Genomic DNA, 25,374 nt, shown 5'->3' with positions numbered 1-25,374 from the left:
CCTCACGAGCTCGCCCTGCTCGCTCCGCCCGCGTCCGCGCCCCCGGACGCGGGCGGCTCACACACCGTTCTGCCGCTGGAACAACGCGCGGGAGATGGCTCCGCCGGCAGCCAGGACGGGCGCGAGCGTCCTCTGCCCGGCGTCATGGGCCCCCGGGACGACGGACACGGCGGCCACGACCTCACCCGTCGCGTCCCGCACGGGAGCCGCGGCCGACACCGTGCCCCCCGGACCTGGCCACCGGCCCTTCACCGCGAAGCCGCTCTCCCGCACCTCGGTGAGAACGCGGCGCAGGCCGGTCGCCGGGGCGTGGTGGGCCAGATAGCGTTCCTGGACGGTCGCCCCCGCGTACGCGAGGAGCAGCAGGCCCTCACCTGTGGCGTGCGCCGGGCGCCGGGCGCCGACCGGTTCGCCTGTTCCGCCGGTGTCCGGGGCGCCGATCTGCTCGACGAGTACCGTCTCCATGCCGTCCAGCACCGCCAGCCGAACGTGCTGCCGCCCGCTCTTGCGGTACAGGTCACGGAGGAAAGGCATCGCCACGTCTCTCAGCTCCAGCCATCGTGGGGCCATGGCGGCGACCGCCCACAAGTGCAGGCCGATCTCGTAGCGGCCGCTCCGGTTCCGCTCGAGTGCCCCCCAGGACAACAGCTCGCCGACAAGCCGGTGAGTGGTGGCCAGCGGCATCCCGGTCCTTCGGCTGATGTCCGAGAGAGTCAGTCGGCGGTGTTCTCCGGCGAACGCGTCCAGCACGCTGAGAACCCGGCCGGTCACCGAGCGGGCGGCTGGTCCCTTCTCCGCGGGCGCGCCGCTGGGGGGAGGTGGAGGCGGCGCTGAACGCATCTGGCGATCCTTTCGGCGGAGGGGGACCGCGTGCCGCACAAACAGGCATGTGTTGGCATGCATATAACAAAAGCATCAGATATGCGCGGAGGCGGGACCACCCTTCGTCCCTGGATATGAAGCTGTCGTTTGCGCATAAGACCGTCGTTCACGCTGTGCACCGTCCGGCCGAATTCCCCTACAGGGGAGCACGAGCACGCCGCCCGATTGATGCACATGACGCATTGACAGATCCCGGTTCGATGCTGGACACCGTTCGGACACGGCTTGGAGACTCACGCATGACACGGCGGCGCCCGCCCCCTGCCCCGCCCCTGGACGACAGGCCCGGCCACACGTCGGCGCTCACCCAGCACCCCGCAGTACCGCTCATCCAAGGTTCCCCGCACCAGGCGACCGGCTCCACATCCGGCCCCCTCGGGCCGCCCGACACCCTACGGAGGACCCATGAGGAAGATCAGCAGACGTACGGCGCTCACCATGGCCGCGGGTACCGTCACCGCGTCGACGGTGATCAACACGGCCACTGCGGCGGCCGATGCCCCGGCGTCCGGCCGACCGGTGGCGTCGGGAGCCAATCCCGTTGTGCGGACCGCCCTCATCACACGGGTGACGCCCAGGAACAACTGGCGGGTGACCGCCGTCGCCCTCCGCTACGCGCACCCCATCAACTTACGCGGCGGTGTCATCCCGCCCTCCGCCTTCCAGGTCACCGCCTCCCGCGGCGGGCAGAGCGCGGGCCGTACGGTCACCCGGGTCTACCCGAACACGGTGGCCGGGACGGACGACCACCCTCGCGCCGGACGGCCGGGCAGGCACCTCATCATCGAACTCGACCCGGCCGACACCAACGCGCAGGCCTCCGGCACCGACCCTCTTCCGCTCCATCGTGCCTACGCCGTCAGGCAGGTGGCCGATGTGACGACCCCCGACGGCGGCCTGGTACTCGCGGCCGGTCCGTGGGCGATCCGGAACGACGACGTCATCACCCCGGTGGTCGACGACTTCACGGCGGGAACGTTCACCGACTCCACGGGATTCCAGCTGGCCTTCCGGCTGTACCAGCCGGAAGGGTTCGTGCGCAGTCCGGGGGCCGCCACCCGGTATCCGCTCGTCGTCACCCTGCACGGCGGCGGCGAGGTCGCCGACAACAACGTGACCCAGCTCACCGGCAATCGAGTCGCCGTCACCTTCGCCAAGCCGGAACGCCAGCGTCGGCACCCGGCGTTCGTGCTCGCCCCCCAGATCCCACTGCCCCGCCCCATGGACGGACCCGACGGTACGGACTGGACAGACGCCAAAGTCCGAGCGGCGCTGGAGGAACTCATCGACACCTTCACCACGCAGCGCCCCGTCGACACGGACCGGCTCTACCTCGTCGGCCTGTCATCGGGTGCGCGAGGCATCTTCAACCTGCTCCCGAGGCGTCCCGACACCTTCGCCGGGGCCCTGGCCACCGCCGGCTGGGGTGACCCGTCCACAATGGACAGGATCGCGCACATCCCGATCTGGGCCGATCACTCCATCGACGACCCGGTGGTCCCCTACCGCGAGGGACGGTTCGGGAAGCCCGGCACCTGGACGCTGATGAACGCGCTGGAGAGCGCCGGTGCGCAGGTCACCCGCGGGGAGTGGGCCAACGACCTGCCGAAAGCGGAGTTCGAGGCCCGGTCCAGGGCTCTGCTGAAACAGGCTCGCCGGGCCGGAGGCCATGTGCTGTTCACGAGCTACACGCCCGGAACGACACCGGTGAGCCCGCACTTGTGCTGGGCACAGACGTACGAGAACGACGTCGTCATCGACTGGCTCTTCGACCAGTCCCGTTAGGCCCCGACGCCGACGCCGACGCCGACGCCGACGCCGACGCCGACGTCCCGCGTGCCCCGCGGCACGGGGCACGCCAGCCCCTCAGGGCTGCGCCAGCCAGAGGTCCGGCCCGAACACCTCGTAGTGGATGTCGGCGGGCGCCGCACCCTTGCCGATCAGCTGGGCCCTCACCGCCCGCATGAAGGGCACCGGCCCGCACAGGTACGCGCGCGTGCCCGAGGGGATGTCGAGCGAGGACAGGTCCACCAGGCCCGTGCGGTCGGCCGGGTGGCCGGGCTCCGGCTGCTCGTACCAGACGTGCAGGGAGGCGTCCGGGAGCTTCGCCGCGTACCCCTCGTGGTCGGAGCGCAGGGCGTGGTCGGCGGGGGAGCGGTCGGCGTGCACGACGGTGACCGGGGCCGCGTGCCCGGAGAGCGCGAGCTGCTCCAGCATGGCGATCATCGGGGTCACCCCGATGCCGGCGGAGGCGAGCAGCAGGGGCGCGTCCGTGTCCTGGTCGAGGACGAGATCGCCGTACGGGGCCGACACACGCAGCCGGTCGCCGACGTCCACGCGCGCGTGGAGGTGGTTCGAGACCTCACCGTCCGGCGTGCCGTCGCCGTGCACCCGCTTCACGCCGATCCGGAGCGTGCCCGATCCGGCCGCGCCCACCACGCTGTACTGCCGTATCTGCCGGGCGCCGTCCGGCAGTGTGACCCGCACGGACACGTACTGCCCTGCGCGGTGGGCGGGCACGGGCGAGCCGTCGGCCGGCCGGAGCTCGAACACGGCCACGTCCTCGGTCTCCCGGACGCGCCCGACGACCTCCCACTCGCGCCATCCGCCCCCGGCGCCGCCCTCCTCGTACAGCCGTCGCTCGATCGCGATCAGCGCGTTCGCCATCAGCCAGTAGACCTCGTCCCAGGCATCCGCGACCTCCTCCGTGACGGCCTCGCCCAGCACCTCGGCGATGGCGGCGAAGAGGTGCTCGTGCACGACGTCGTACTGCTCGGGGGTCACGCCCAGGGAGGCGTGCTTGTGGGCGATGCGGCGCAGCATCACGTCGGGCCGGTCGTCCGGGCGCTCGACGAGATGGGTGGCGAAGGCGGCGATGGAGCCGGCGAGGGCCTGACGCTGGGTGCCCGCCGCCTGGTTGCCGCGGTTGAAGAGGTCGCGCAGCAGCTCGGGGTGGGCCGTGAACAGCCGGTCGTAGAAGCGCGCGCTGATCTCACCGATGGCCGCGCCGACGGCGGGGAGGGTGGCGCGCACGGTGGCGGCGGACTGCTCGGACAGCATCGGGACTCCTCGGGTTCAGCTGCTCCGTGATCACACGCACGGTATTAAAACTTGCATCCAAGATGCAAATTAAAGGGATCGGAACGAGACAACGGAGAAGGGCGGGAGCCGAGGGAGTGTCGAGAGGGAGCGCCGGGGCATTACACAGGGGCGGCCCAGCAGGCAATATGGGCTCAGAGCCGTACACCTGCCGTACCCGAGGCGTTCATGCCGGGGACGGTCGGCCGATCAAGGTCCGCAACACGCATGAAATGGTGTTGTGGTGGGATGCTCAGGTGCCGGACCGTTTCCCGTGGCACGGGAGTAGGTGGCCTGACCAGCAAGGATGGGTGGAAGCTAGACATGGACAAGCAGCAGGAGTTCGTGCTCCGCACATTGGAGGAGCGCGACATCCGGTTCGTACGCCTGTGGTTCACGGACGTGCTGGGCTTCCTCAAGTCCGTGGCCGTGGCCCCTGCCGAGCTGGAACAGGCCTTCGACGAGGGCATCGGCTTCGACGGCTCGGCCATCGAGGGCTTCGCCCGCGTCTACGAGTCCGACATGATCGCCAAGCCGGACCCCTCCACCTTCCAGATCCTGCCCTGGCGCGCGGAGGCCCCCGGCACGGCCCGCATGTTCTGCGACATCCTCATGCCGGACGGCTCGCCGTCCTTCGCGGACCCGCGCTACGTCCTCAAGCGCGCCCTCGCCCGCACCTCCGACCTGGGCTTCACCTTCTACACCCACCCGGAGATCGAGTTCTTCCTCCTGAAGGACCGCCCGCTCGACGGCTCGCGCCCGACCCCGGCCGACAACTCCGGCTACTTCGACCACACCCCCCAGAACATCGGCATGGACTTCCGCCGCCAGGCGATCACCATGCTGGAGTCCATGGGCATCTCGGTCGAGTTCTCCCACCACGAGGGCGCGCCGGGCCAGCAGGAGATCGACCTGCGTTACGCCGACGCGCTCTCCACGGCCGACAACATCATGACGTTCCGCCTGGTCATGAAGCAGGTAGCGCTGGAGCAGGGCGTCCAGGCGACGTTCATGCCGAAGCCGTTCTCCGAGCACCCGGGCAGCGGCATGCACACGCACCTCTCGCTCTTCGAGGGCGACCGCAACGCGTTCTACGAGTCCGGCTCGGAGTACCAGCTCTCCAAGGTCGGCCGCTCCTTCATCGCGGGCCTGCTCAGGCACGCGGCGGAGACCTCGGCCGTGACGAACCAGTGGGTCAACTCCTACAAGCGCATCTGGGGCGGCTCCGAGCGCACCGCGGGCGCGGGCGGCGAGGCCCCCTCGTACATCTGCTGGGGCCACAACAACCGCTCCGCCCTGGTCCGCGTCCCGATGTACAAGCCGGGCAAGACGGGCTCGGCGCGGGTCGAGGTCCGCTCCCTGGACTCCGGCGCGAACCCGTACCTGGCCTACGCCGTCCTCCTCGCCGCCGGTCTCAAGGGCATCGAGGAGGGCTACGAGCTCCCGCCGGGCGCCGAGGACGACGTCTGGGCCCTGTCCAACTCCGAGCGCCGCGCGATGGGCATCGAGCCGCTGCCCCAGAACCTCGGCGAGGCCCTGTCCCTGATGGAGCACAGCGACCTCGTCGCCGAGACCCTCGGCGAGCACGTCTTCGACTTCTTCCTCCGCAACAAGCGGCAGGAGTGGGAGGAGTACCGCAGCGAGGTGACGGCGTTCGAGCTGCGGAAGAGCCTGCCTGTGCTCTGACGCTCCGCTGAGGGCGGGTGGGTTTGTCGCTGCCCGTTTCTCAGTGCGGGTTCGTTGTGGTTGCTCGCGCAGTTCCCCGCGCCCCTGACAGGGGCGCGGGTGACCGTGCCCTTACCGCTGCTGTGCCGCCAGCTCCGTCAGCAGTTCGTGGAGGGGCTTCTCCACTCGCCGGCGGTACTCCTGGATGGCCCAGCCGTTGCCGTCCGGGTCCTTGAAGTACATGAAGGTGGCGCCGTCGGCGGGGGCGTACTGGACCGGGTCGGAGACCTGCAGACCGCGCTCGACGAGTTCGGTGTGGGCCGCCTTGATGTCGGGGACGCACAGCTGGAGGCCCTGGTACGAGCCGGGCGCGGGCCGCGGGCCCTGCACCGTCTCCCAGATGGTGTCACCCAGGGCGATCGAGCAGCCCGAGCCCGGGGGTGTCAGCTGGACGATGCGCATCCCCGGCATGACCTCCTGGTCGATGTCGACGTGGAAGCCGACCCTGTCCCTGTAGAAGTCCCGTGCACGGTCGATGTCGCTGACGGGCAGGGGGATCACCTCGAGCGTGTACTGCATCGTCGTCCTCCGGGTCGTGTCAGTCGAACCGCCAGCGGGTCTGGCTGAATGGCTCCCCCTTACCGAAGCCGAAAACCAGGTGGGGCGCCACCGAGAAAACGACGGCTTGTCCCCCGCCGTGGTGGAAGTGACCGTTCCGCACCTCGAAGTGCCAGAAACTGCCGTATTTGGCCTCCCAGGCCGCGGCCAGCTCGCGCAGCCGGTCGTTGTCGGTGACCCGGGCCGCCTCGCCCTCCACCACCAGGTCGTATCCCTGGTCCCAGGTGTTCGTGCCGGTGGTGAGCACGACCTGTGGGTTCTCGGCGAGGTTCTGTGCCTTGCGCTCCTCGGGGCCGGTGCAGAAGTGCAGGGCGCCGTCCGCCCATACCGCGGGCAGCGGGGTCACGTGCGGGCGCCCGTCGGGTCGTACGGTCGAGATCCAGAACAGTTCGGCCTCGGTGATCAATGACTCGGCCTCCGGCCAGGCGGGTGCGGTGGCTCCTTCGCTGCTGTACCTGGTGTCGAGGTGGGTCTGCGGGGTCATGGTGTGCGTCATGGGTGCCTCCTGGGGGAACGGGATGCTCCTCCTAAGGGAGACTGCGCGAGCCCGTGTGACTCATCGGTGGTGGTCGGTACGTCTCGGCTGCCGGGTTCTTGTCGGTGGTCGGCTGCGGGTGCGTCGTGGCTTGTCGCGCAGTTCCCCGCGCCCCTTAAAAGCACGGGCGCGCCCTGCATCACACCGCACCGCCACGACCTCGCACGGCCGTCACCACGACGCAGCCGCAGTCGCGTACGCGCCGCAGGGGGTGTGCCGGGAGGTGTCCGCCCGCAGCGGCCGGCGTCCGCCACCGAGCACCGAAGGCACCCACAGCACCGCCGGACCGAGGACGGAGACCTCGCGGCGCGCCCCCGACCCAGGAACAAACCGCAGGCGCCCAAGCCACCATGGCGCCGCAGGCACTCGACGACCCGCAGGGACGCGCCCCCCAGGGGCGCGGGGAACTGCGCGACAAGCCACGACGACCTCGCAGCTACCCACCATCCCGCAGTCCCCCAAGGCCGCACCCACCGACAACCCTCACGCCGCCCAACCCAGCGGCCGCGCACCCCGCGGGGTTACGCTCATGGCCTTACGACCTTGAACCGAGGGGAGGCCGGGGATGACGGCGCCGGGGCGCAGGAGCAGTACCTTCTCGCGGCTGCTGCGGCACGGCTTCATCGATCCGTCGGCCGCCGAGCGCCTCCTGGAGAGCGGCGAGCTGACGCCGGTACGGAACGACCCGGTCCTGCTCGACGCGCTCGGCGCCACCGCCGACCCCGACCTGGCGCTCCTCGGTCTCGTCCGGCTGGTGGAGGCGCAGCCCGACCACACCGCGCGGCGCGAGCTGCTGGACACGCTGATCGCGGCGAAGCCGTTGCGTGACCGGCTCCTCGGCGTGCTCGGCGCGTCGGCCGCGCTCGGCGACCACCTCGCACGGCACCCGCACGACTGGCAGGCCCTCGTCATGTACGAGCCGGAGGACCTGCACCCGGGAGTGGAGGAGTTCGAGCGGGGGCTCGACGAGGCCACCGACCCCGTCTCCCTGCGCGTCGCCTACCGCCGCTGCCTGCTCTCCATCGCCGCCCGGGACGTGTGCGGCACCACCGACGTCGCACAGACCGCAGCCGAGCTCGCCGACCTCGCCACCGCCACCCTCCGCGCCGCCCTCTCCCTCGCCCGCGCGGCCGCGCCCGAGGACGCCGCCCTGTGCCGGCTCGCGGTCATCGCGATGGGCAAGTGCGGCGGCCACGAGCTGAACTACGTGTCCGACGTCGACGTCATCTTCGTCGGCGAGGCCACGGACGGCGCCGACGAACAGAAGGCGGTGCGCGCCGCCACCCGCCTCGCCTCCCACCTGATGCGGATCTGTTCGGAGACGACCGTCGAGGGGAGCATCTGGCCCGTCGACGCGAATCTCCGTCCCGAGGGGCGCAACGGCCCTCTCGTCCGCACCCTCAGCAGCCACCTCGCCTACTACCAGCGCTGGGCCAAGACCTGGGAGTTCCAGGCCCTGCTGAAGGCCCGGCCCGTCGCGGGGGACATCGAACTCGGCGAGGAGTACATCGCCGCCCTCGAACCCCTCGTCTGGCAGGCCGCCGAGCGCGAGAACTTCGTCCCCGACGTGCAGAAGATGCGGCGCAGGGTCGTCGAGAACATCCCCGCCGCCGAGATCGAGCGCGAACTGAAGCTCGGCCCCGGCGGCCTGCGCGACGTCGAGTTCGCCGTGCAGCTCCTGCAACTGGTGCACGGGCGCGGGGACACGTCACTGCGCAGCGGGACCACGCTCGACGCGCTGGGTGCCCTCGCCTCGGGCGGGTACGTGGGGCGGACCGACGCCGTGCAGCTCGACGAGGCGTACCGCTTCCTGCGCTCCATGGAGCACCGCATCCAGCTCTTCCGGCTGCGGCGCACCCACCTCGTCCCCGAGGCCGAGGAGGACCAGCGCCGCATCGGCCGGTCCCTGGGGCTGCGTACGGACCCGGTCGCCGAGCTGAGCCGCGAGTGGAAGCGGCACGCGGCCGTCGTACGGCGCCTGCACGAGAAGCTCTTCTACCGGCCCCTGCTCGACGCCGTCGCCCAACTCGCTCCGGGCGAGAGCAGGCTGCGCGCCGAGGCGGCCCGCGAGCGGCTGGTCGCCCTCGGGTACGCGGACCCGGCGTCGGCCCTCAGGCACCTGGAGGCGCTCGCGTCGGGCGTCACCCGCAAGGCCGCGATCCAGCGCACCCTGCTGCCCGTCCTGCTCGGCTGGTTCGCGGACTCGGCCGACCCGGACGCGGGACTGCTGAACTTCCGCAAGGTGTCGGACGCGCTCGGCAAGACCCCCTGGTACCTGCGCCTCCTGAGGGACGAGGGAGCCGCCGCCGAGAACCTCGCCCGCGTGCTGTCGGCCGGCCGCCTCGCCCCCGACCTGCTGCTGCGCGCCCCCGAGGCCGTCGCCCTGCTCGGCGACGGGGACGGCGGCACCGGCGGCCTCGAACCCCGCGAACGCGAACACCTGGAACAGGAGATCCTCGCCGCCGTCGGACGCTCCGCGGGCCCCGAGCAGGCGGTCACCTTCGCCCGCGGAGTGCGCCGCCGCGAGCTGTTCCGCACGGCCGCCGCCGACATCGTCGCCTCCTACGGCACCGAGGAGACACCGGTCGACGCCGACCAGGGCGAGCTGGTGGAACTGGTGGGCGGCGCGGTGTCCGACCTCACCGCGGCCACCCTCGCCGGGACACTGCGCGCGGTCGTACGCGCCGGCTGGGGCGACACGCTGCCGACCAGGTTCGCGATCATCGGCATGGGCCGGTTCGGCGGGCACGAACTCGGCTACGGCTCCGACGCGGACGTCCTCTTCGTGCACGAGCCGCGCGACGGGGTCGACGAGCAGGAGGCCGCACGCGCCGCGAACACCGTCGTCGAGGAGATGCGCCGCCTGCTCCAGCTGCCCAGCACCGATCCGCCGCTGCTGATCGACGCCGACCTGCGGCCCGAGGGCAAGTCCGGGCCGCTCGTGCGGACCCTCACGTCGTACGAGGCGTACTACCGCCGCTGGTCGCTGGTGTGGGAGTCACAGGCGCTGCTGCGCGCGGAGCCCGTCGCGGGCGACGAGGACCTGGGCCGCCGTTTCATCGACCTCGTCGACCCACTGCGGTACCCGGCCAAGGGACTGGCCGAGGACGCCGTGCGGGAGATCCGGCGGCTCAAGGCCCGCATGGAGTCGGAGCGGCTGCCCCGCGGCGCCGATCCCACGCTGCACACCAAGCTGGGGCGCGGCGGACTCTCCGACGTCGAGTGGACCATACAGCTCCTCCAGCTCCGCCACGGCTGGGCCGAGCCGGGCCTGCGCACCACGCGGACCCGTCGCGCCCTGGCCGCCGCGTGCGGCGCCGGACTGATCTCCGAGGAGGACGCGGCGACCCTGGACGAGGCATGGGTACTGGCCACACGCGTGCGGAACGCCGTGATGCTCGTACGGGGGCGGGCCGGCGACACGTTCCCCTCGCACGGCCGTGAGCTCGCCGCGGTGGGGCGCTACCTGGGGTACGGCGACGGACACGTGGGCGACATGCTCGACGACTACCGGCGCACGACGCGCCGGGCTCGGGCCGTGGTGGAGCACCTGTTCTACGGAGCGTGATGCCTCCGGCGGTCAGCCGCTGGAGAGCTCGGGTGGTTGTGGTGCTTTGGCGGGTGCGGGTTTGTTGTGGCTGGTCGCGCCCACGCGGCGGAGCCGCATATCGACACAGCCCCGCGCCCCTCACGGGGCGCGGTCCCGCAGGTCCTCGGGTGTCTGCGGCGCCGTGGTGGCTGGGACGCCTACGTGTGGGAGGCGGGTCGGGGGCGCGCCGGGAGGTCTCCGTCCTCGGTCCGGCGGGGCTGTGGGTGCGTCATGGGCTCGGCGGCGGACGCCGGCCGCTGCGGGCTGACACCTCCCGGCACACCCCCTTGCGTACGTACGCGGCCGCCGGTCGCGTCGTGGCGCCGGGTGCGTGCGATCCACTTAGGGGCGCGGGGCTGTGTCGACGTGCGGCTACGCCGCGGGGCGCGACCAGCCACAGCCAACCCGCGGAGGGCCACCGGCAGGGACCCGGCAGACGAGCCCCCCTGAACCGCCGGAGGCACCCGCGGCAGCGCGTACGGCAACCTCCCGTACCAGAGCCGGGCAACCGTGAAGCCGAAGGCGAGGCAGATCAGGCCGCCCACCGCGTCGAGCCAGAAGTGGTTGGCGGTGGCGACGATGACGACGAGGGTGGCCGCCGGGTAGAGGAGGCCCAGGACGCGGGCCCACGGAACCGAGGAGAGCGCGAAGATCGTCAGCCCGCACCACACGGACCAGCCGATGTGCATGGAGGGCATCGCCGCGTACTGGTTCGACATGTGTTTCAGGTCCCCGGAGGCCATGGAGCCCCAGGTCTGGTGGACCACGACGGTGTCGATGAAGTCGCCGCCCGTCATCAGGCGGGGCGGGGCCAGCGGGTAGAAGTAGTAGCCGACCAGCGCCACGGCCGTCGTCGCGAAGAGCACCAGACGGGTCGCCGCGTAGCGGCCGGGGTGACGGCGGTAGAGCCAGACCAGGACGCCGAGCGTGATCACGAAGTGCAGCGTCGCGTAGTAGTAGTTCATGCCCACGACCAGCCACTTCACCGAGTTCACGGCGTGGTTCACCGAGTCCTCGACCGCGATCCCGAGGTGCTGCTCCACCTTCCAGAGCCAGTCGGCGTTGGCGAGGGCCTCGTGCTTCTGCTCCGGCACCGCGTTGCGGATGAGGGAGTACGTCCAGTAGCTGACCGCGATCAGCAGGATCTCGAACCAGAAGCGGGGGCGCCGAGGGGTGCGCAACCGGCGCAGGCGGGTCCGTCCCGTCGTCTCGTCCGCGACAGGAAGTGGAGCGGCCGATTCCCGGCCGCCCAATGTCGTCACGGTCGTGTCACCCATGGGCACAGAGTTTGCCAGAAAAGACTTCCCCTCCAGATCATCCCTCGGTTGGGTCCCGGACGCACGTTGTTCGTCGTAGACAGGGGTGGACGCCTACTGCCGACGTACCGGTGCGGGCCCCCGGTCCTCCGACCTACGGACGAGACCGGTCCCCAGGGGCCGAAGCGGTCGAACCGCGCACCACCAGCTCCGGCATGAACACGAACTCGCTGTGGGGTGCCGGTGTCCCGCCGATCTCCTCCAGGAGCGTACGGACGGCGGCCTGGCCCATGGCCGGGACCGGCTTGCGGACCGTGGTCAGGGGCGGGTCCGTGAAGGCGATCAGGGGGGAGTCGTCGAAGCCGACCACCGAGACGTCCCGTGGGACCTCCAGGCCCCGCTGCCGAGCCGCCCTGATCGCGCCCAGCGCCATCATGTCGCTCGCGCACACCACCGCCGTGCAGTCCCGCTCGATGAGCGCGGTCGCCGCCGCCTGGCCGCCCTCCAGGGTGTACAGCGAGTGCTGGACGAGCTCCGTCTCGACGGACTCGGCCGACAGGCCCAGCTGGTCCTGCATCGTGCGGACGAAGCCCTCGATCTTGCGCTGCACCGGCACGAAACGCTTCGGGCCCAGCGCGAGGCCTATGCGCGTGTGGCCGAGGGAGACGAGATGCGTCACCGCGAGGGTCATGGCCGCACGGTCGTCCGGAGAGATGAAGGGGGCCTGGACCTTCGGCGAGAAGCCGTCCACGAGGACGAAGGGCACGCCCTGGGCGCGCAGCTGCTCGTAGCGCTGCGTGTCGGCGGTGGTGTCCGCGTGCAGCCCCGAGACGTAGATGATGCCGGCGACCCCGCGGTCCACCAGCATCTCCGTCAGCTCGTCCTCGGTGGAGCCGCCGGGTGTCTGCGTGGCCAGCACCGGGGTGTAGCCCTGCCGGGTCAGCGCCTGGCCGATGACCTGCGCCAGGGCCGGGAAGATCGGGTTCTCCAGCTCCGGGGTGATCAGGCCCACCAGGCCCGCGCTGCGCTGTCGCAGTCGTACGGGCCGCTCGTAGCCCAGCACGTCGAGCGCGGCCAGCACGGACTCGCGGGTGGTCGCGGCGACGCCCGGCTTCCCGTTCAGGACGCGGCTGACGGTCGCCTCGCTGACTCCCGCCTGGGCCGCGATGTCGGCAAGCCGTGTGGTCACAGCACCGGACTGTACCGGCCGGGTGTCCGCTTGCCCACCGGCCCGTTGCCCACCGGCCCGTCGCCGGGTACGGGCGGGGGTGCGGCCCGCTGCGGGCTGCTGCGTCATCGAGGTCCCTCGTGATTCTGGTCGGAGTCCGGTCCGCAACGGATGATCCCCGCCCCCGCACCGTATGGCAAGTGCTTGCAGGGCCTTGCACAAGCGTCCGAGAGCCCGCCGATCCCGCGAAAGGCGATCTCAGGGCGGTCGAGTGCAGGTCACGCGAAGGTAACTCTCGCGCTCTCTTGCGGTTTTTTGCTGCAAGGTCTTTCGCAACGGTTGCAACGCTGTTACGTTCACGTCGCCCGGCGGCCTCCCCCCGACTCCCGGCTCTCGACCTCGACCGGGCGGGGGGACCTCACCCTCAAGGAGAACTCATGCGGCGTGGCATAGCGGCCACCGCGCTGGTGGCGTCCCTCGCCCTCGCGGCGACGGCCTGCGGCGGAAGCGACAGCGGCGACAGTGCCGGCGGTCCGGTCACCATCACCTGGTGGGACACCTCCAACGCCACCAACGAGGCGCCGACGTACCAGGCCCTGGTCAAGGAATTCGAAAAGACCAACAAGGACATCAAGGTCAAGTACGTCAACGTCCCCTTCGACCAGGCGCAGAACAAGTTCGACACGGCCGCCGGCTCCAAGGGCGCCCCCGACGTGCTGCGCTCCGAGGTCGGCTGGACGCCCGCCTTCGCCAAGAAGAGCTACTTCCTGCCGCTGGACGGTACCGAGGCCCTCGCCGACAAGGACACGTTCCAGCCCAGCCTGATCCAGCAGGCCCAGTACGAGGGCAAGACGTACGGCGTCCCGTTCACCACCGACACCCTCGCCCTCGTCTACAACAAGAAGCTCTTCGAGAAGGCCGGCATCAAGGAAGCCCCCAAGACCTGGGGCGACCTGAAGAAGGCCGCCGCCACGATCAAGGACAAGACCGGCGTCGACGGCTACTGGGGCTCCACCCAGGCGTACTACGCCCAGACCTTCCTCTACGGCGAGGGCACCGACACCGTCGACGCCGCCGCCAAGAAGATCACCGTCACCTCGCCCGCCGCCAAGAAGGGCTACGAGACCTGGCTGGGCCTCTTCGACGGCAAGGGCCTGCACAAGGCCGACACCACCGCCGACGCCTACGCCCACATCCAGGAGGCGTTCGTCAGCGGCAAGGTCGCCGCGATCATCCAGGGCCCCTGGGAGATCACGAACTTCTACAAGGGCTCGGCCTTCAAGGACAAGGCCAACCTCGGCATCGCCACCGTCCCGGCCGGCTCCACCGGCAAGGCGGGCGCCCCGACCGGCGGCCACAACCTGTCCGTGTACGCGGGCTCGGACAAGGCGCACCAGGAGGCCGCGCTGAAGTTCGTGAAGTTCATGACCTCGGCGAAGTCCCAGGAGACCATCGCCCTGAAGAACTCCACGCTGCCGACACGTGACGACGCCTACACCGCCGAGGTCAAGGCGGACCCGGGCATCGCCGGCTATCAGGCCGTCCTCCCCGCCGCCCAGCCGCGCCCGGCCCTGCCCGAGTACAGCTCCCTGTGGACCCCGCTCGACACCGAGCTGAACCAGATCGCCGGCGGCAGGGAGTCCCTCGACAAGGGGCTGAACAACGGCGAGACCGCGATCGCGAAGCTGGTCCCGGACTTCAGCAAGTGACTCACCACTGACACCCAAGTGACTCCGAGTGGCCGCCGGATCCGCCTGCAAACGGGGGGCGGATCCGACGGTCACCGGCCTGTACACCGGCTCACCCCCCTGATCTCCCAGAAGGTGTCGAACCATGACAGTCGTCATCGACCGCGCGACCGGCAAGCGCCGCGGTGAGCGGGCGCCGCGCCCCGGTCCGCTGACGCGTCTGAAGCACGCGTACCAGAAGTACTGGTACGCGTACGCCATGATCGCCCCCGTGGCCGTCGTGCTCGGCGTCCTGGTGCTCTACCCCCTGGTGTACGGCGTCTACCTGTCGCTCACCGACGCCGACAGCCTCAACTCGGCCCGCACCATCGGCGTCAACCACATCGCGGCCACCTACAAGTTCATCGGCCTCGACAACTACGCCGACATCCTGTGGGGCGACACCGCCTACGACCGCTTCTGGTCGCACTTCATCTGGACGATCGTCTGGACGGCCGCCTGCGTGACGCTGCACTACTGCATCGGCCTCGGACTCGCGCTGCTGCTCAACCAGAAGATCCGCGGGCGGACCCTCTACCGCCTGGTCCTGGTCCTGCCGTGGGCCGTGCCCACCTTCGTGACCGTCTTCGGCTGGCGCTTCATGCTCGCCGACAGCGGCATCATCAACACGGCCCTCGACGCCCTCCACCTGCCCGCGCCTCAGTGGCTGGAGGACACCTTCTGGCAGCGGTTCGCCGCGATCATGGTCAACACCTGGTGCGGTGTGCCGTTCATGATGGTCTCGCTGCTCGGCGGACTGCAGTCCATCGACACGACCCTCTACGAGGCCTCCGAGATGGACGGCGCGAGCGCCTGGCAGCGGTTCCGGTACGTCACCCTGCCGGGCCTGCGGTCCGTCAGCTCCACCGTGGTCCTGCTCGGCGTGATCTGGACCTTCAACCAGTTCGCGATCATCTTCCTGCTGTTCGGCAACACCGCCCCGGACGCCAGCATCCTCGTGACCTGGGCGTACTACCTGGGCTTCGGGCAGCAGCCGCGCGACTTCGCGCAGTCGGCGGCCTACGGCATCCTGCTCCTCTCCATCCTGGTCGTCTTCACCGCCGTCTACCGCCGCTGGCTGAACCGCGACGAGCAGCAGCTCGCGATCTGAGGCAGGAGCCCCCCCCATGAGCACCACGACCCTCAAGACCGCCTCCGAGGCGGCGGACCAGGCTCCCTCCACCGCCCCGCCGCGCAGGGCGCGCCGACGCGGAGAGCAGAGCCCCGGCGCCTCCCTCGCCACGCACGGCATCCTCGTCGTCGCGAGCCTCGTCGCGCTCTTCCCGGTGGCCTGGCTGGTCTTCCTGTCCCTCGGCCCGGACCAGGACGACTACCTCCACCCGGGGGGCATCTTCGGGAAGATGACCTTCGACAACTACGTCTTCGTGCTGCGGGAGACGAAGTTCTTCGACTGGCTGTGGAGCACCCTCGTCGTCTCGCTCGGCACCACGGTCATCGGTGTCCTGGCCGCCGCGACGACCGGTTACGCGGTCTCGCGGATGCGCTTCCCTGGCTACAAGAAGTTCATGTGGGTGCTGCTGGTGACCCAGATGTTCCCGATAGCCGTACTCATCGTGCCGATGTACCAGATTCTGTCGGACCTCCAGCTCATCGACAGTTACCTTGGCCTCGTCCTCGTCTACTGCTCGACGGCCGTGCCGTACTGTGCCTGGCTCCTCAAGGGGTACTTCGACACGATCCCGTTCGAGATCGACGAGGCCGGACGCGTCGACGGGCTGACCCCCTTCGGCACGTTCGCGCGGCTGATCCTGCCGCTGGCCAAACCCGGCCTGGCGGTCGCCGCGTTCTACAGCTTCATCACCGCGTTCGGCGAGGTCGCCTTCGCCTCGACGTTCATGCTGTCCGACACGAAGTACACCTTCGCCGTCGGTCTGCAGAGCTTCGTCAGCGAGCACGACGCACAGCGCCAGTACATGGCCGCGACCGCCGTGCTGATCGCCGTCCCCGTCTCGGTGTTCTTCTACCTCGTGCAGAAGAACCTGGTGACCGGGCTGACGGCGGGAGGCACCAAGGGCTGACCCCCGCCGGACTCCCCACGGACTCCCGCGTGCCTTGCCGCGCGGGTGGCGGCCGTGGTGCTCTTCCGACCCCGCTGCACCACGGCCGCCTTCGTCACCCGATCCGAGACACCGATGACCCGAACCCCACCCCCCTTACGCACCAAGGACGCCATGAGCCAGCACTCCGCCGACCCTGCCCCGTCCCCGGCCCCCTCTTCGACGACGGCCCTCGCCACCGTCGCCGGACACCGCGACTGGTGGCGCGACGCGGTGATCTACCAGGTGTACCCGCGCAGCTTCGCCGACAGCGACGGCGACGGCATGGGCGACCTGGAGGGCGTACGCTCCCGCCTGCCGTACCTGCGCGACCTGGGCGTGGACGCCGTCTGGCTGTCCCCCTTCTACGCCTCGCCGCAGGCCGACGCCGGCTACGACGTGGCCGACTACCGCGCCGTTGACCCCATGTTCGGCAACCTCCTCGACGCCGACGCCCTGATCCGCGACGCCCACGCGCTGGGGCTCCGCGTCATCGTCGACCTGGTCCCCAACCACTCCTCCGACCAGCACGAGTGGTTCAAGCGGGCGGTGGCGGAGGGGCCCGATTCGCCCCTGCGCGACCGCTACCACTTCCTCCCCGGCAAGGGCCCGAAGGGCGACCTCCCGCCGAACGACTGGGAGTCCATCTTCGGCGGACCGGCGTGGACGCGGGTCACCGAGCCGGACGGCACACCCGGCGAGTGGTACCTGCACCTCTTCGCCCCCGAGCAGCCCGACTTCGACTGGGACCACCCGGCGGTCGGCGACGAGTTCCGCTCGATCCTGCGCTTCTGGCTGGACATGGGCGTGGACGGCTTCCGCATCGACGTCGCCCACGGCCTGGTGAAGGAGGCCGGACTGCCGGACATCGGGGGCCACGACCAGGTGAAGCTGCTGGGCAACGATGTCATGCCGTTCTTCGACCAGGACGGTGTGCACGAGATCTACCGCCAGTGGCGGCTGATCCTCGACGAGTACGCGGACGAGAGGATCTTCGTCGCCGAGGCCTGGACCCCGACCATCGAGCGCACCGCGCACTACGTCCGCCCGGACGAGCTGCACCAGGCGTTCAACTTCCAGTACCTGAGCACCCATTGGGACGCCGCCGAGCTCCGTACGGTCATCGACCGCACCCTGGACGCGATGCGCCCGGTCGGTGCCCCCGCCACCTGGGTGCTGTCGAACCACGACGTCACCCGCCACGCCACGCGCTTCGCCAACGAGGCGGGCCTCGGCACCCAGATCCGCTCGGCGGGCGACCGCGAGCTGGGCCTGCGCAGGGCGCGTGCGGCGACCCTCCTGATGCTGGCCCTGCCCGGTTCGGCGTACCTCTACCAGGGTGAGGAGCTGGGCCTGCCCGACGTGGTGGACCTGCCGGACGAGGTGCGTCAGGACCCCGCGTACTTCCGGGGCGCGGGCCAGGACGGCTTCCGCGACGGCTGCCGGGTGCCGATCCCGTGGACGCGCGAGGGCTCGTCGTACGGCTTCGGCACGGGTGGATCGTGGCTGCCGCAGCCCGCGGGCTGGGGCGAGCTGAGCGTCGAGGCGCAGACCGGGGCGCCGGACTCCACCCTGGAGCTGTACCGGGCCATGCTCGCCGTGCGCCGGGAGCGGCCCGACCTGGGCGCGGGCGACTCGGTGGAGTGGCTGAAGGCCCCCGAGGGCGTCCTCGCCTTCCGGCGCGGTGAGTTCGTGTGTGTCGCGAACACGACGGGTGAGGCGGTGCGGATCCCGGCGTACGGACGTGTCCTGGTCGCCAGTGGTGAGGTGACGGTCGCCGCGGCGGACGACGAGGCGAAGCTGCCCGCGGACACGACGGTGTGGTGGACGAGGGGCTGACGCTCCGGCGCCCGGGGCCCTTCTCCCACGGAGATCCGGCAGAGGGGCCCTAGCTCCAGGCGGGGGAGCCGGGCCCTTCCCAGGTGACGTCGCAGGCGTCACAGTTCCAGTGGAAGTGCTGATGGGACCGGCTCCTGCGCGGCACGAGCTTTCCCACCGGGATGCCGCACGACCAACAGGCGGCCTGGATCCTGGTGTGATTGTTGTCGAGGGCAGCGGTCACGGGCCCGGACACGGGCAGTGAATCCGGCGATGAGACGGTGGTCAAGATCAGTTCCTCGGCATGCAGGGCTATGAATGTTTACCATTGGACCACATTCACCGTGCATTCAGGTCCGGGGATCTTCACCACGCGTAGGAGAATGGCGGATCGGGACAGGAAGCAGTCCTGTCATTGCTGTGTGTGACGGAATCGCGGGTGGGTCGGTGGCACCGCCCTTTCCCACCCGGATCCGTCATCCAGTCGGCCAGTCGGCCAGTCGGCCAGTCGGCCAGTCGGCCAGTCGGTCGTTCGGTCAGAGAATTCCGACGTCCCGGAATGCCGAGCGCACCGTTTGCGGGGCATTCCTCGCCACCTTGTTCTCGCGGGCGAGAATGCGCGCCTGTGCGCTGAGCACCGTGGCCGCGTCGGTGAATTTGGCGGTCGCCCAGAGATTCTGGAGCCCGGCGTACCAGATCAGACCGGCCTGGGTGGTTCCGATCTCCGTCGCCACCAGGTAGAAGGCCCGGTTCGGGATGCCGCTGTTGATGTGCACACCCCCGTTGTCCTCCGACCCCGGGAAGTAGCCGCTCATGTGCGCGGGCTGCGGGTCCTTGCCCATGATGGGGTTGTCGAAGGCCGTGCCGGGGTGGGCCATCGATCTGAGGGCCTCACCGAACAGGTCCTCGGCCATCACTTCGTCGCCGATGAGCCAGTTGGCCGTCCCCGCGTCCTCCTTGCGCATGTGCTGCTCGACCAAGCTCCCGAACACGTCGGCGAAATGCTCGTTGAGGGCTCCGGACTGACCCTGGTACTCGAGTTTGGCGGTGTACTGCACGATGCCGTGCGTCATCTCGTGGCCCAGGACGTCGGGTGACTTGGTGAAGTCCGTGAAGATCATTTCGTCGCCGTTGCCCAGAACGATGTTCTTCTCGTCCCAGAAGGCGTTGTCGAAATCGACGCCGTAATTGACGTAGATGTTGATGTCCATGCCGCGGTTGTCGATGCTGTCGCGACCGAGGACCTCGGTGTAGAACGTTCGCACCGCTCCGGCGTGGTCGTACGCGGTGTTCGCGTTCTTGGGGCTGCCGACCGCGGGATCGTTCTCTCCGCGGACCATCTGGGCCGAGGGCAGTTCCCACTGGTTCTGGGCGTCATAGATGACGCGGTCCGACTTCCCCGGCCGGGGAGTCGTCAGCGACGCGAGATCGATCGTGCTTCGCGCCCTGCGGTCGCGGATCTGCTTGCTCGCGGTCGCCGACAGGGTGGCCGGGTGAGGCTCCCTGGTGTCGACTCCCGTGACTTTCGCGATGTGGTCGAGGACGTGGGGAGGGACGAACTGGCACTTCGGGCCGCTGTGACGGTGGCATCGCATGCGACGGGACCTTTCGGGCCGGGTGTGGGGGGACATCCCAGGGCTACCCCGCCGCCCGGTGATGCGGTGGCCCTCGCCGCGTCAATCACCCCTCCGGCCCTGCACCCCACCCGGAGAGGAGGGAGTGATCTGACTCACGTGCTGTCACAGCGATCGTCCACCCGGTGTCTTGTGGCCGAACCCCTGGAATCGCTGGAAACGAGGGAGACACCATGAACACCGATGTGATCGTGATCGGCGGCGGATACGCGGGCGTCATGGCGGCCAACCGCCTGACACGGCGCGACGACCTGACAGTGACGCTGATCAACCCGCGCCCGGACTTCGTCGAGCGGATCCGCCTGCACCAGCTGGTGGGCGGGACCCACGACGCGGTCGTCGACTACCGGGACGTCCTGGCCGACGGCGTCCGGCTGGTCGTCGACACCGTGACCCGGATCGACGCGGCCGGGCGCGGTCTGACGCTGGAGAGCGGCGGCACGGTCGGCTACGACTACCTGATCTACGCGGTGGGCAGCGGCAGCGCCGACCCGCGCGTGCCCGGAGCGGCCGAGTTCGCCCACCCGATCGCCACCCTGGAGGACGCCCGGCGGCTGCGGCCGGTCGTCGAGGCCGCGTCCGCCAAGGCCCCCCTTACCGTCGTCGGAGCCGGCCCGACCGGCATCGAGACCGCCGCCGAGCTCGCCGAGCAGGGCCACACCGTGACGCTGGCCTGCGGCGGCGTCCTCGGCCCGTATCTCCACCCTCGGGGCCGGCGCTCGGTCGCCGGACGGCTGGCCGCGCTCGGGGTGACCGTCCTCGACGGCCCCGGCGCCAAGGTGACGGCCGTGACCCGCGACTCCGTCACGCTCGCCGACGGCCGTACGCTGCCGAGCGAGGTGACCGTGTGGACCGCCGGCTTCGGCGTGCCGGACCTGGCCACGCGCAGCGGGCTGAGCACCGACGCCCTCGGCCGGCTCCTCACCGACGAGACGCTCACCAGCGTGGACGACGCGCGCATCGTCGCGGCCGGGGACTCGGCGGCGCCGTCGGACCTGCCGCTGCGGATGAGCTGCCAGGCCGCGATCCCCCTGGGAGCGCGGGCCGCCGACACGGTGCTCAGCCGGATCGCGGGTGAGCGGCCCTCGGCCCTCAACCAGGCTTTCGCCGGCCAGTGCATCAGCCTGGGCCGGGGCGCCGGCATCTTCCAGTTCGCCCGCCGGTACGACGTCGCGGTGGGCTTCCACATCGGCGGTCGACCTGGTGCGAAGATCAAGGAGTTCGTGTGCAAGGGCATCATCGAGCACCTGGCCGGTGAGGGGCGCAAGCCCGGTTCGTACCGTCTGCACAAGGTCTCGGGAGGACCCAGGCGACAGCAGTCGCTCCAGGCCGAGCGCGGCGAGGCCCCGGTCATCGCCGAACACGTGGCCTAGACCACATACGAACGGGGGAGGGACCCGGACATGAGCGAGCACACCGCCGACCCGGCGACCGAGGCGTTCGTCGCCCACCGCAACCTGCTCTTCACCGTCGCCTACGAGATGCTCGGCTCGGCGGCCGACGCCGAGGACGTCCTGCAGGAGACCTGGCTGCGCTGGGTCGACGCAGACCTGGACGAGGTGCGCGACCGGCGCGCGTACCTCGTCCGGATCACGACCCGCCAGGCGCTCAACCGGCTGCGCACCATGACCCGCCGCAAGGAGGCCTACGTCGGCAACTGGCTGCCCGAGCCGCTGCTCACGACCCCGGACGTGGCCGAGGACGTCGAGCTCGCCGAGAGCGTGTCCATGGCGCTGATGCTCGTCCTGGAGACGCTGTCGCCGACCGAGCGGGCCGTCTTCGTGCTCCGCGAGGTCTTCGACGTCGGCTACGACGAGATCGCGGCCGCCGTCGACAAGAGCCCCGCGGCCGTCCGCCAGATCGCGCACCGCGCACGCCGGCACGTCGACGCCCGCCGTCCGCGCGAGGTGGTCTCCGAGCGCAGGACCCGGGCGGCCCTGGAGTCGTTCCAGCGCGCGCTCGCCACCGGGGACCTCCAGGGCTTCCTCGACGTGCTCGCCCCCGAGGTCGTCCTGATGAGCGACGGCGGCGGTCTCAAGCAGGCCGCGCCCCGGCCGATCACCGGCGCCGACAAGGTGGCCCGCTTCATCATCGGCGGCACCCGCAAGACCCCGGCGACGCTCACCAGCGAGTTCACCATGGTCAACGGCGGCCCGGCGCTCGTCCTGCGGCTGGACGGCGAGATCGACGGTGTCGTCGCGATCCGCTTCGAGAGCGACCGCATCACCGGCCTCTACTACGTCCGCAACCCGGAGAAACTGACCCGCGTCGAATCCGAGACCCGGCTCACCCTGCGCTGAAGGCGCCGCGCCGACCCCGCTGGTCCCAGGAGCAGCGGGTGGCGCGGACGGGCCCCTGCGAGGGCGCCCAACTGTGTTCCGAGGGTTGACCGTTGAACAAGGGGCTCGTACGGTCTGCTTGGCTGAAATTTTTCAGTCGTTTTGCAGCAAGAAACTTCAACGCCACCTTCCGTGGCGCCTTCAATGAAGAAGGACCCCCACATGGCCAGCAGAACCCTCTCCGGCGCCCTCGCGCTCACGGCAGCCGCAGCTTCACTTGTCATGTTCCCGACCATCGCGGAGGCCTCTCCGCCCGGCGGCAAGGACGTCACCGCCGTCCTCTTCGAGTGGAAGTTCGACTCGGTCGCCAGGGAGTGCACCAACACCCTCGGCCCCGCCGGATACGGATACGTCCAGGTCTCCCCGCCCGCCGAGCACATCCAGGGCTCCCAGTGGTGGACCTCGTACCAGCCGGTGAGCTACAAGATCGCGGGCCGGCTCGGTGACGCGACCGCGTTCCAGAACATGGTGAACACCTGTCACGCGGCCGGTGTGAAGGTCGTCGTCGACACGGTCGTCAACCACATGTCGGCGGGCAGCGGCACCGGCACGGGCGGCTCCTCGTACAGCAAGTACACCTACCCCGGCCTGTACTCCTCGTACGACTTCGACGACTGCACCGCGCAGATCACCAACTACCAGGACCGCTGGAACGTCCAGCACTGCGAACTCGTCGGCCTCGCCGACCTGGACACCGGCGAGGACTACGTCCGCTCGGCGATAGCCGGCTACATGAACAGCCTGCTCGGCTACGGCGTCGACGGCTTCCGCATCGACGCGGCCAAGCACATCGACACCGCCGACCTCGCGAACATCAAGTCCCGCCTGACCAACCCGAACGCGTACTGGAAACAGGAGGTCATCTACGGCAGCGGAGAGGCCGTCCAGCCCACCGAGTACACGGGCAACGGCGACGTCCAGGAGTTCCGCTACGCCTACGACCTCAAGCGCGTCTTCAACAACGAGAACCTCGCCTACCTCAAGAACTACGGCGAGGGCTGGGGCTACATGAGCAGCTCCGTCGTCGGCGTCTTCGTCGACAACCACGACACCGAGCGCAACGGCTCCACGCTCAGCTACAAGGACAACGCCAACTACACCCTGGCGAACGTCTTCATGCTCGCCTGGCCGTACGGCGCGCCCGACATCAACTCCGGCTACGAGTTCTCCGACACGGACGCCGGCCCGCCCAACGGGGGCACGGTGAACGCCTGTTGGCAGGACGGCTGGAAGTGCCAGCACGCCTGGCCCGAGATCCTGCGCATGGTCGCCTTCCGCAACGCCACGCGCGGCGAGTCCGTCACCAACTGGTGGGACAACGGGGGCGACGCCATCGCCTTCGGGCGGGGCACCAAGGGCTTCGTGGCCATCAACCACGAGTCCGGCTCCCTGAGCCGGACGTACCAGACCTCGCTGCCGGCCGGTACCTACTGCAACGTCCAGAACAACACGACCGTGACGGTCAACGGCTCCGGCCAACTCACCGCGACCCTGGGCTCCAACACCGCCCTGGCGATCTACGCGGGCAAGTCGAGCTGCTGAGCCGCCGCTTCCCTCCGGGGATCCGGGAAAGGTCCGGGGCGGCGCGCGCCAAAACCAGTGGACGTGCCGCCCCGCAGCGCCCTAGTCTCACCGGCGTCCTGAGTCCACACGTCCTGGTGGGGTGCGTTTGATGACGGTCCGAGTCACGGCGGCCGACTGCGGTCGCCCGTCCTCCGAAGACGCCATGACCTCATCCAACGTGTCGAACGTAAGGACTCCCACTCGTGGATCTTCCACGCATCCATACCATTCAAGAGAGCACTCACCGCGTCCTCAACCCCATCACCGGTGACAAGCTCGCCACCCTCGGTCAGGCACTGAACCTGGCACCGGGGACGCGTGCCCTCGATCTCGCCTGCGGAAAGGGCGAGATGCTGTGCACCTGGGCGCGCGACCATCACCTCACCGGGACCGGAGTGGACATCAGCACGGTGTTCACCGCGCGGGCCCGTGCCCGTGCCGCCGAACTCGGCGTCGCCGAGCGGGTGCGCTTCGTCCACGGGGACGCGTCCGGGTACGTCGCGGACGAGCCGGTCGACCTCGCCGCGTGCGTCGGTGCCACGTGGATCGGTGGCGGGGTGCCCGGCACGGTCGAGTTGCTGGGCCGCAGCCTCCGGCCCGGAGGACTGATGCTGATCGGCGAGCCGTACTGGCGTCGGGAACCGCTGGACCAGGAGACCATCGAGGCCTGCCACGCCGAGCGGGAGGACGACTTCCGGTTGCTTCCCGGTCTGATCGAGCAGTTCGGTGAACTCGGCTACGACGTCGTCGAGATGGTGCTGGCCGACCAGGACAGCTGGGATCGGTACCGGGCGGCGCAGTGGTTCAACATGCGTCGCTGGCTCGATCAGAACCCCGACGACGAGTTGGCCGCCGAGCTGCGGGACGAGCTCACGGTGGGGCCGGCTCGGTATGTGCGGTACGAGCGTGAGTATCTGGGGTGGGGGGTGTTCGCGCTGATGGGGCGCTGACGGCTGCGTCGCCTGGGGGTTGTTTCGCCCCCGCCGCCCCTACCCGTCCCATCCTGTATCTGGGGGCTCCGCCCCCAGGCCCCCGGGCGGGTGGGGGTGGTTGGGGTGGATGGGTTGGCTGCGGGTCGGGTGTGGCTGGTCGCGCAGTTCCCCGCGCCCCTAAAAGCCGTGCGGTTGCCCGCGGCTCTGAGAGTCGCGCCGCTCCCCGGTGCTCTGGAATCGATCCATTCCCCGGGGCTCTGAGAGTCGCGCAGCTTCCCGCGTCTCTGAAGGCCGCGGGGTGCCCCGCAGCCCCGAAAACCCGCCCCCGCTCCCTGAAAACCAGCCCCGGGCCGCGCAAATCCAGCCCCTCCGGCGTTTGAGGGGCCGGGGGTCCGGGGGCTGGCCTCCGAAAACGGGGTCGAAGGGGCGGAGCCCCTGGAGGATGGGACGGGTAGGGCCGCGGGGCGAGAACCGTGTGGGGTGGCGCCACGTGAAAATTCTTGCCCGAGTTTT

The 25,374-nt window shown here is 70.1% G+C and carries 17 protein-coding genes and 1 pseudogene; 11 read left to right on the top strand and 7 right to left on the bottom strand.

Translation table 11 applies throughout. The annotated features are described in order from the left end of the window. Positions 1-57: 57 nt before the first annotated feature. Positions 58-840 (bottom strand): IclR family transcriptional regulator, encoded by a 783-nt coding sequence (locus AB0959_RS13320; RefSeq protein WP_366826499.1) that lies wholly within the window; start codon positions 838-840, stop codon positions 58-60. 447 nt (positions 841-1,287) lie between these two features. Between AB0959_RS13320 and AB0959_RS13315 the strand changes: the two genes are divergently transcribed. Then, positions 1,288-2,667 (top strand): PHB depolymerase family esterase, encoded by a 1,380-nt coding sequence (locus tag AB0959_RS13315; protein WP_366826498.1) that lies wholly within the window; start codon positions 1,288-1,290, stop codon positions 2,665-2,667. An 81-nt stretch (positions 2,668-2,748) separates the two neighbouring features. On the opposite strand, the gene AB0959_RS13310 is transcribed toward AB0959_RS13315, so the two are convergent. Continuing rightward, the gene (locus AB0959_RS13310) at positions 2,749-3,942 is read right to left on the bottom strand and encodes a globin domain-containing protein (protein ID WP_366826497.1); all 1,194 of its coding nucleotides are present in this window, start codon (positions 3,940-3,942) and stop codon (positions 2,749-2,751) included. 342 nt (positions 3,943-4,284) lie between these two features. On the opposite strand from AB0959_RS13310, the gene glnA reads away from it, so the two are divergent. Further along, positions 4,285-5,646: a type I glutamate--ammonia ligase gene (glnA, locus tag AB0959_RS13305; protein WP_366826496.1), complete on the top strand. Its 1,362-nt coding sequence runs from the start codon at positions 4,285-4,287 to the stop codon at positions 5,644-5,646. A gap of 111 nt (positions 5,647-5,757) precedes the next feature. On the opposite strand, the gene AB0959_RS13300 is transcribed toward glnA, so the two are convergent. Together AB0959_RS13300 and AB0959_RS13295 are read right to left on the bottom strand one after the other, a co-directional pair. Then, a complete protein-coding gene (locus AB0959_RS13300; RefSeq protein WP_366826495.1) occupies positions 5,758-6,204 on the bottom strand; it encodes a VOC family protein in 447 nt (148 codons plus the stop codon). Between the two features lie 19 nt (positions 6,205-6,223). Next, positions 6,224-6,739 (bottom strand): pyridoxamine 5'-phosphate oxidase family protein, encoded by a 516-nt coding sequence (locus tag AB0959_RS13295; RefSeq protein ID WP_366826494.1) that lies wholly within the window; start codon positions 6,737-6,739, stop codon positions 6,224-6,226. A 604-nt stretch (positions 6,740-7,343) separates the two neighbouring features. On the opposite strand from AB0959_RS13295, the gene AB0959_RS13290 reads away from it, so the two are divergent. Further along, a complete protein-coding gene (locus AB0959_RS13290) occupies positions 7,344-10,346 on the top strand; it encodes a bifunctional [glutamine synthetase] adenylyltransferase/[glutamine synthetase]-adenylyl-L-tyrosine phosphorylase (protein ID WP_366826493.1) in 3,003 nt (1,000 codons plus the stop codon). Positions 10,347-10,831: 485 nt separating this feature from the next. Here the strand turns inward: AB0959_RS13290 and AB0959_RS13285 are convergent. After that, positions 10,832-11,644 (bottom strand): annotated as a pseudogene (locus AB0959_RS13285) (phosphatase PAP2 family protein); the annotation flags it as partial. 133 nt (positions 11,645-11,777) lie between these two features. Then, a complete protein-coding gene (locus tag AB0959_RS13280) occupies positions 11,778-12,812 on the bottom strand; it encodes a LacI family DNA-binding transcriptional regulator (protein WP_366826492.1) in 1,035 nt (344 codons plus the stop codon). A gap of 416 nt (positions 12,813-13,228) precedes the next feature. Here AB0959_RS13280 and AB0959_RS13275 point away from each other — a divergent pair, with 416 nt between their 5' ends. The 4 genes from AB0959_RS13275 (at position 13,229) to AB0959_RS13260 (ending at position 18,414) form a co-directional block, all read left to right on the top strand. Beyond that, positions 13,229-14,500, top strand: a complete 1,272-nt coding sequence (locus AB0959_RS13275; RefSeq protein ID WP_366826491.1) for an extracellular solute-binding protein — start codon at positions 13,229-13,231, stop codon at positions 14,498-14,500. A gap of 124 nt (positions 14,501-14,624) precedes the next feature. Beyond that, positions 14,625-15,629 (top strand): sugar ABC transporter permease, encoded by a 1,005-nt coding sequence (locus tag AB0959_RS13270; protein WP_366826490.1) that lies wholly within the window; start codon positions 14,625-14,627, stop codon positions 15,627-15,629. Between the two features lie 16 nt (positions 15,630-15,645). Further along, the gene (locus AB0959_RS13265) at positions 15,646-16,557 is read left to right on the top strand and encodes an ABC transporter permease subunit (protein ID WP_366826489.1); all 912 of its coding nucleotides are present in this window, start codon (positions 15,646-15,648) and stop codon (positions 16,555-16,557) included. A 153-nt stretch (positions 16,558-16,710) separates the two neighbouring features. After that, positions 16,711-18,414 carry a glycoside hydrolase family 13 protein gene (locus tag AB0959_RS13260; protein ID WP_366826488.1) on the top strand — a complete coding sequence of 568 codons (1,704 nt, stop codon included), beginning with the start codon at positions 16,711-16,713 and terminating at the stop codon, positions 18,412-18,414. Positions 18,415-18,929: 515 nt separating this feature from the next. Here AB0959_RS13260 and AB0959_RS13255 read toward each other — a convergent pair. Further along, positions 18,930-19,988, bottom strand: coding sequence for a M4 family metallopeptidase (locus AB0959_RS13255; protein WP_366826487.1), 1,059 nt, complete (start codon positions 19,986-19,988; stop codon positions 18,930-18,932). Between the two features lie 212 nt (positions 19,989-20,200). Here AB0959_RS13255 and AB0959_RS13250 point away from each other — a divergent pair, with 212 nt between their 5' ends. The 4 genes from AB0959_RS13250 (at position 20,201) to AB0959_RS13235 (ending at position 24,879) form a co-directional block, all read left to right on the top strand. Further along, complete coding sequence (locus tag AB0959_RS13250) at positions 20,201-21,400, top strand: FAD-dependent oxidoreductase (RefSeq protein WP_366826486.1); 1,200 nt, start codon at positions 20,201-20,203, stop codon at positions 21,398-21,400. Between the two features lie 30 nt (positions 21,401-21,430). Continuing rightward, positions 21,431-22,327 (top strand): RNA polymerase sigma-70 factor, encoded by an 897-nt coding sequence (locus AB0959_RS13245; RefSeq protein ID WP_366826485.1) that lies wholly within the window; start codon positions 21,431-21,433, stop codon positions 22,325-22,327. Positions 22,328-22,528: 201 nt separating this feature from the next. After that, the gene (locus AB0959_RS13240) at positions 22,529-23,908 is read left to right on the top strand and encodes an alpha-amylase family protein (RefSeq protein WP_366826484.1); all 1,380 of its coding nucleotides are present in this window, start codon (positions 22,529-22,531) and stop codon (positions 23,906-23,908) included. Between the two features lie 224 nt (positions 23,909-24,132). Continuing rightward, positions 24,133-24,879 carry a class I SAM-dependent methyltransferase gene (locus AB0959_RS13235; protein ID WP_366826483.1) on the top strand — a complete coding sequence of 249 codons (747 nt, stop codon included), beginning with the start codon at positions 24,133-24,135 and terminating at the stop codon, positions 24,877-24,879. Positions 24,880-25,374 lie beyond the last annotated feature (495 nt).

It is taken from the genome of Streptomyces sp. NPDC046862 (genome assembly GCF_040704615.1).
Lineage (GTDB): Bacteria > Actinomycetota > Actinomycetes > Streptomycetales > Streptomycetaceae > Streptomyces.
This window is presented reverse-complemented; position numbering and strand designations above follow the sequence as displayed.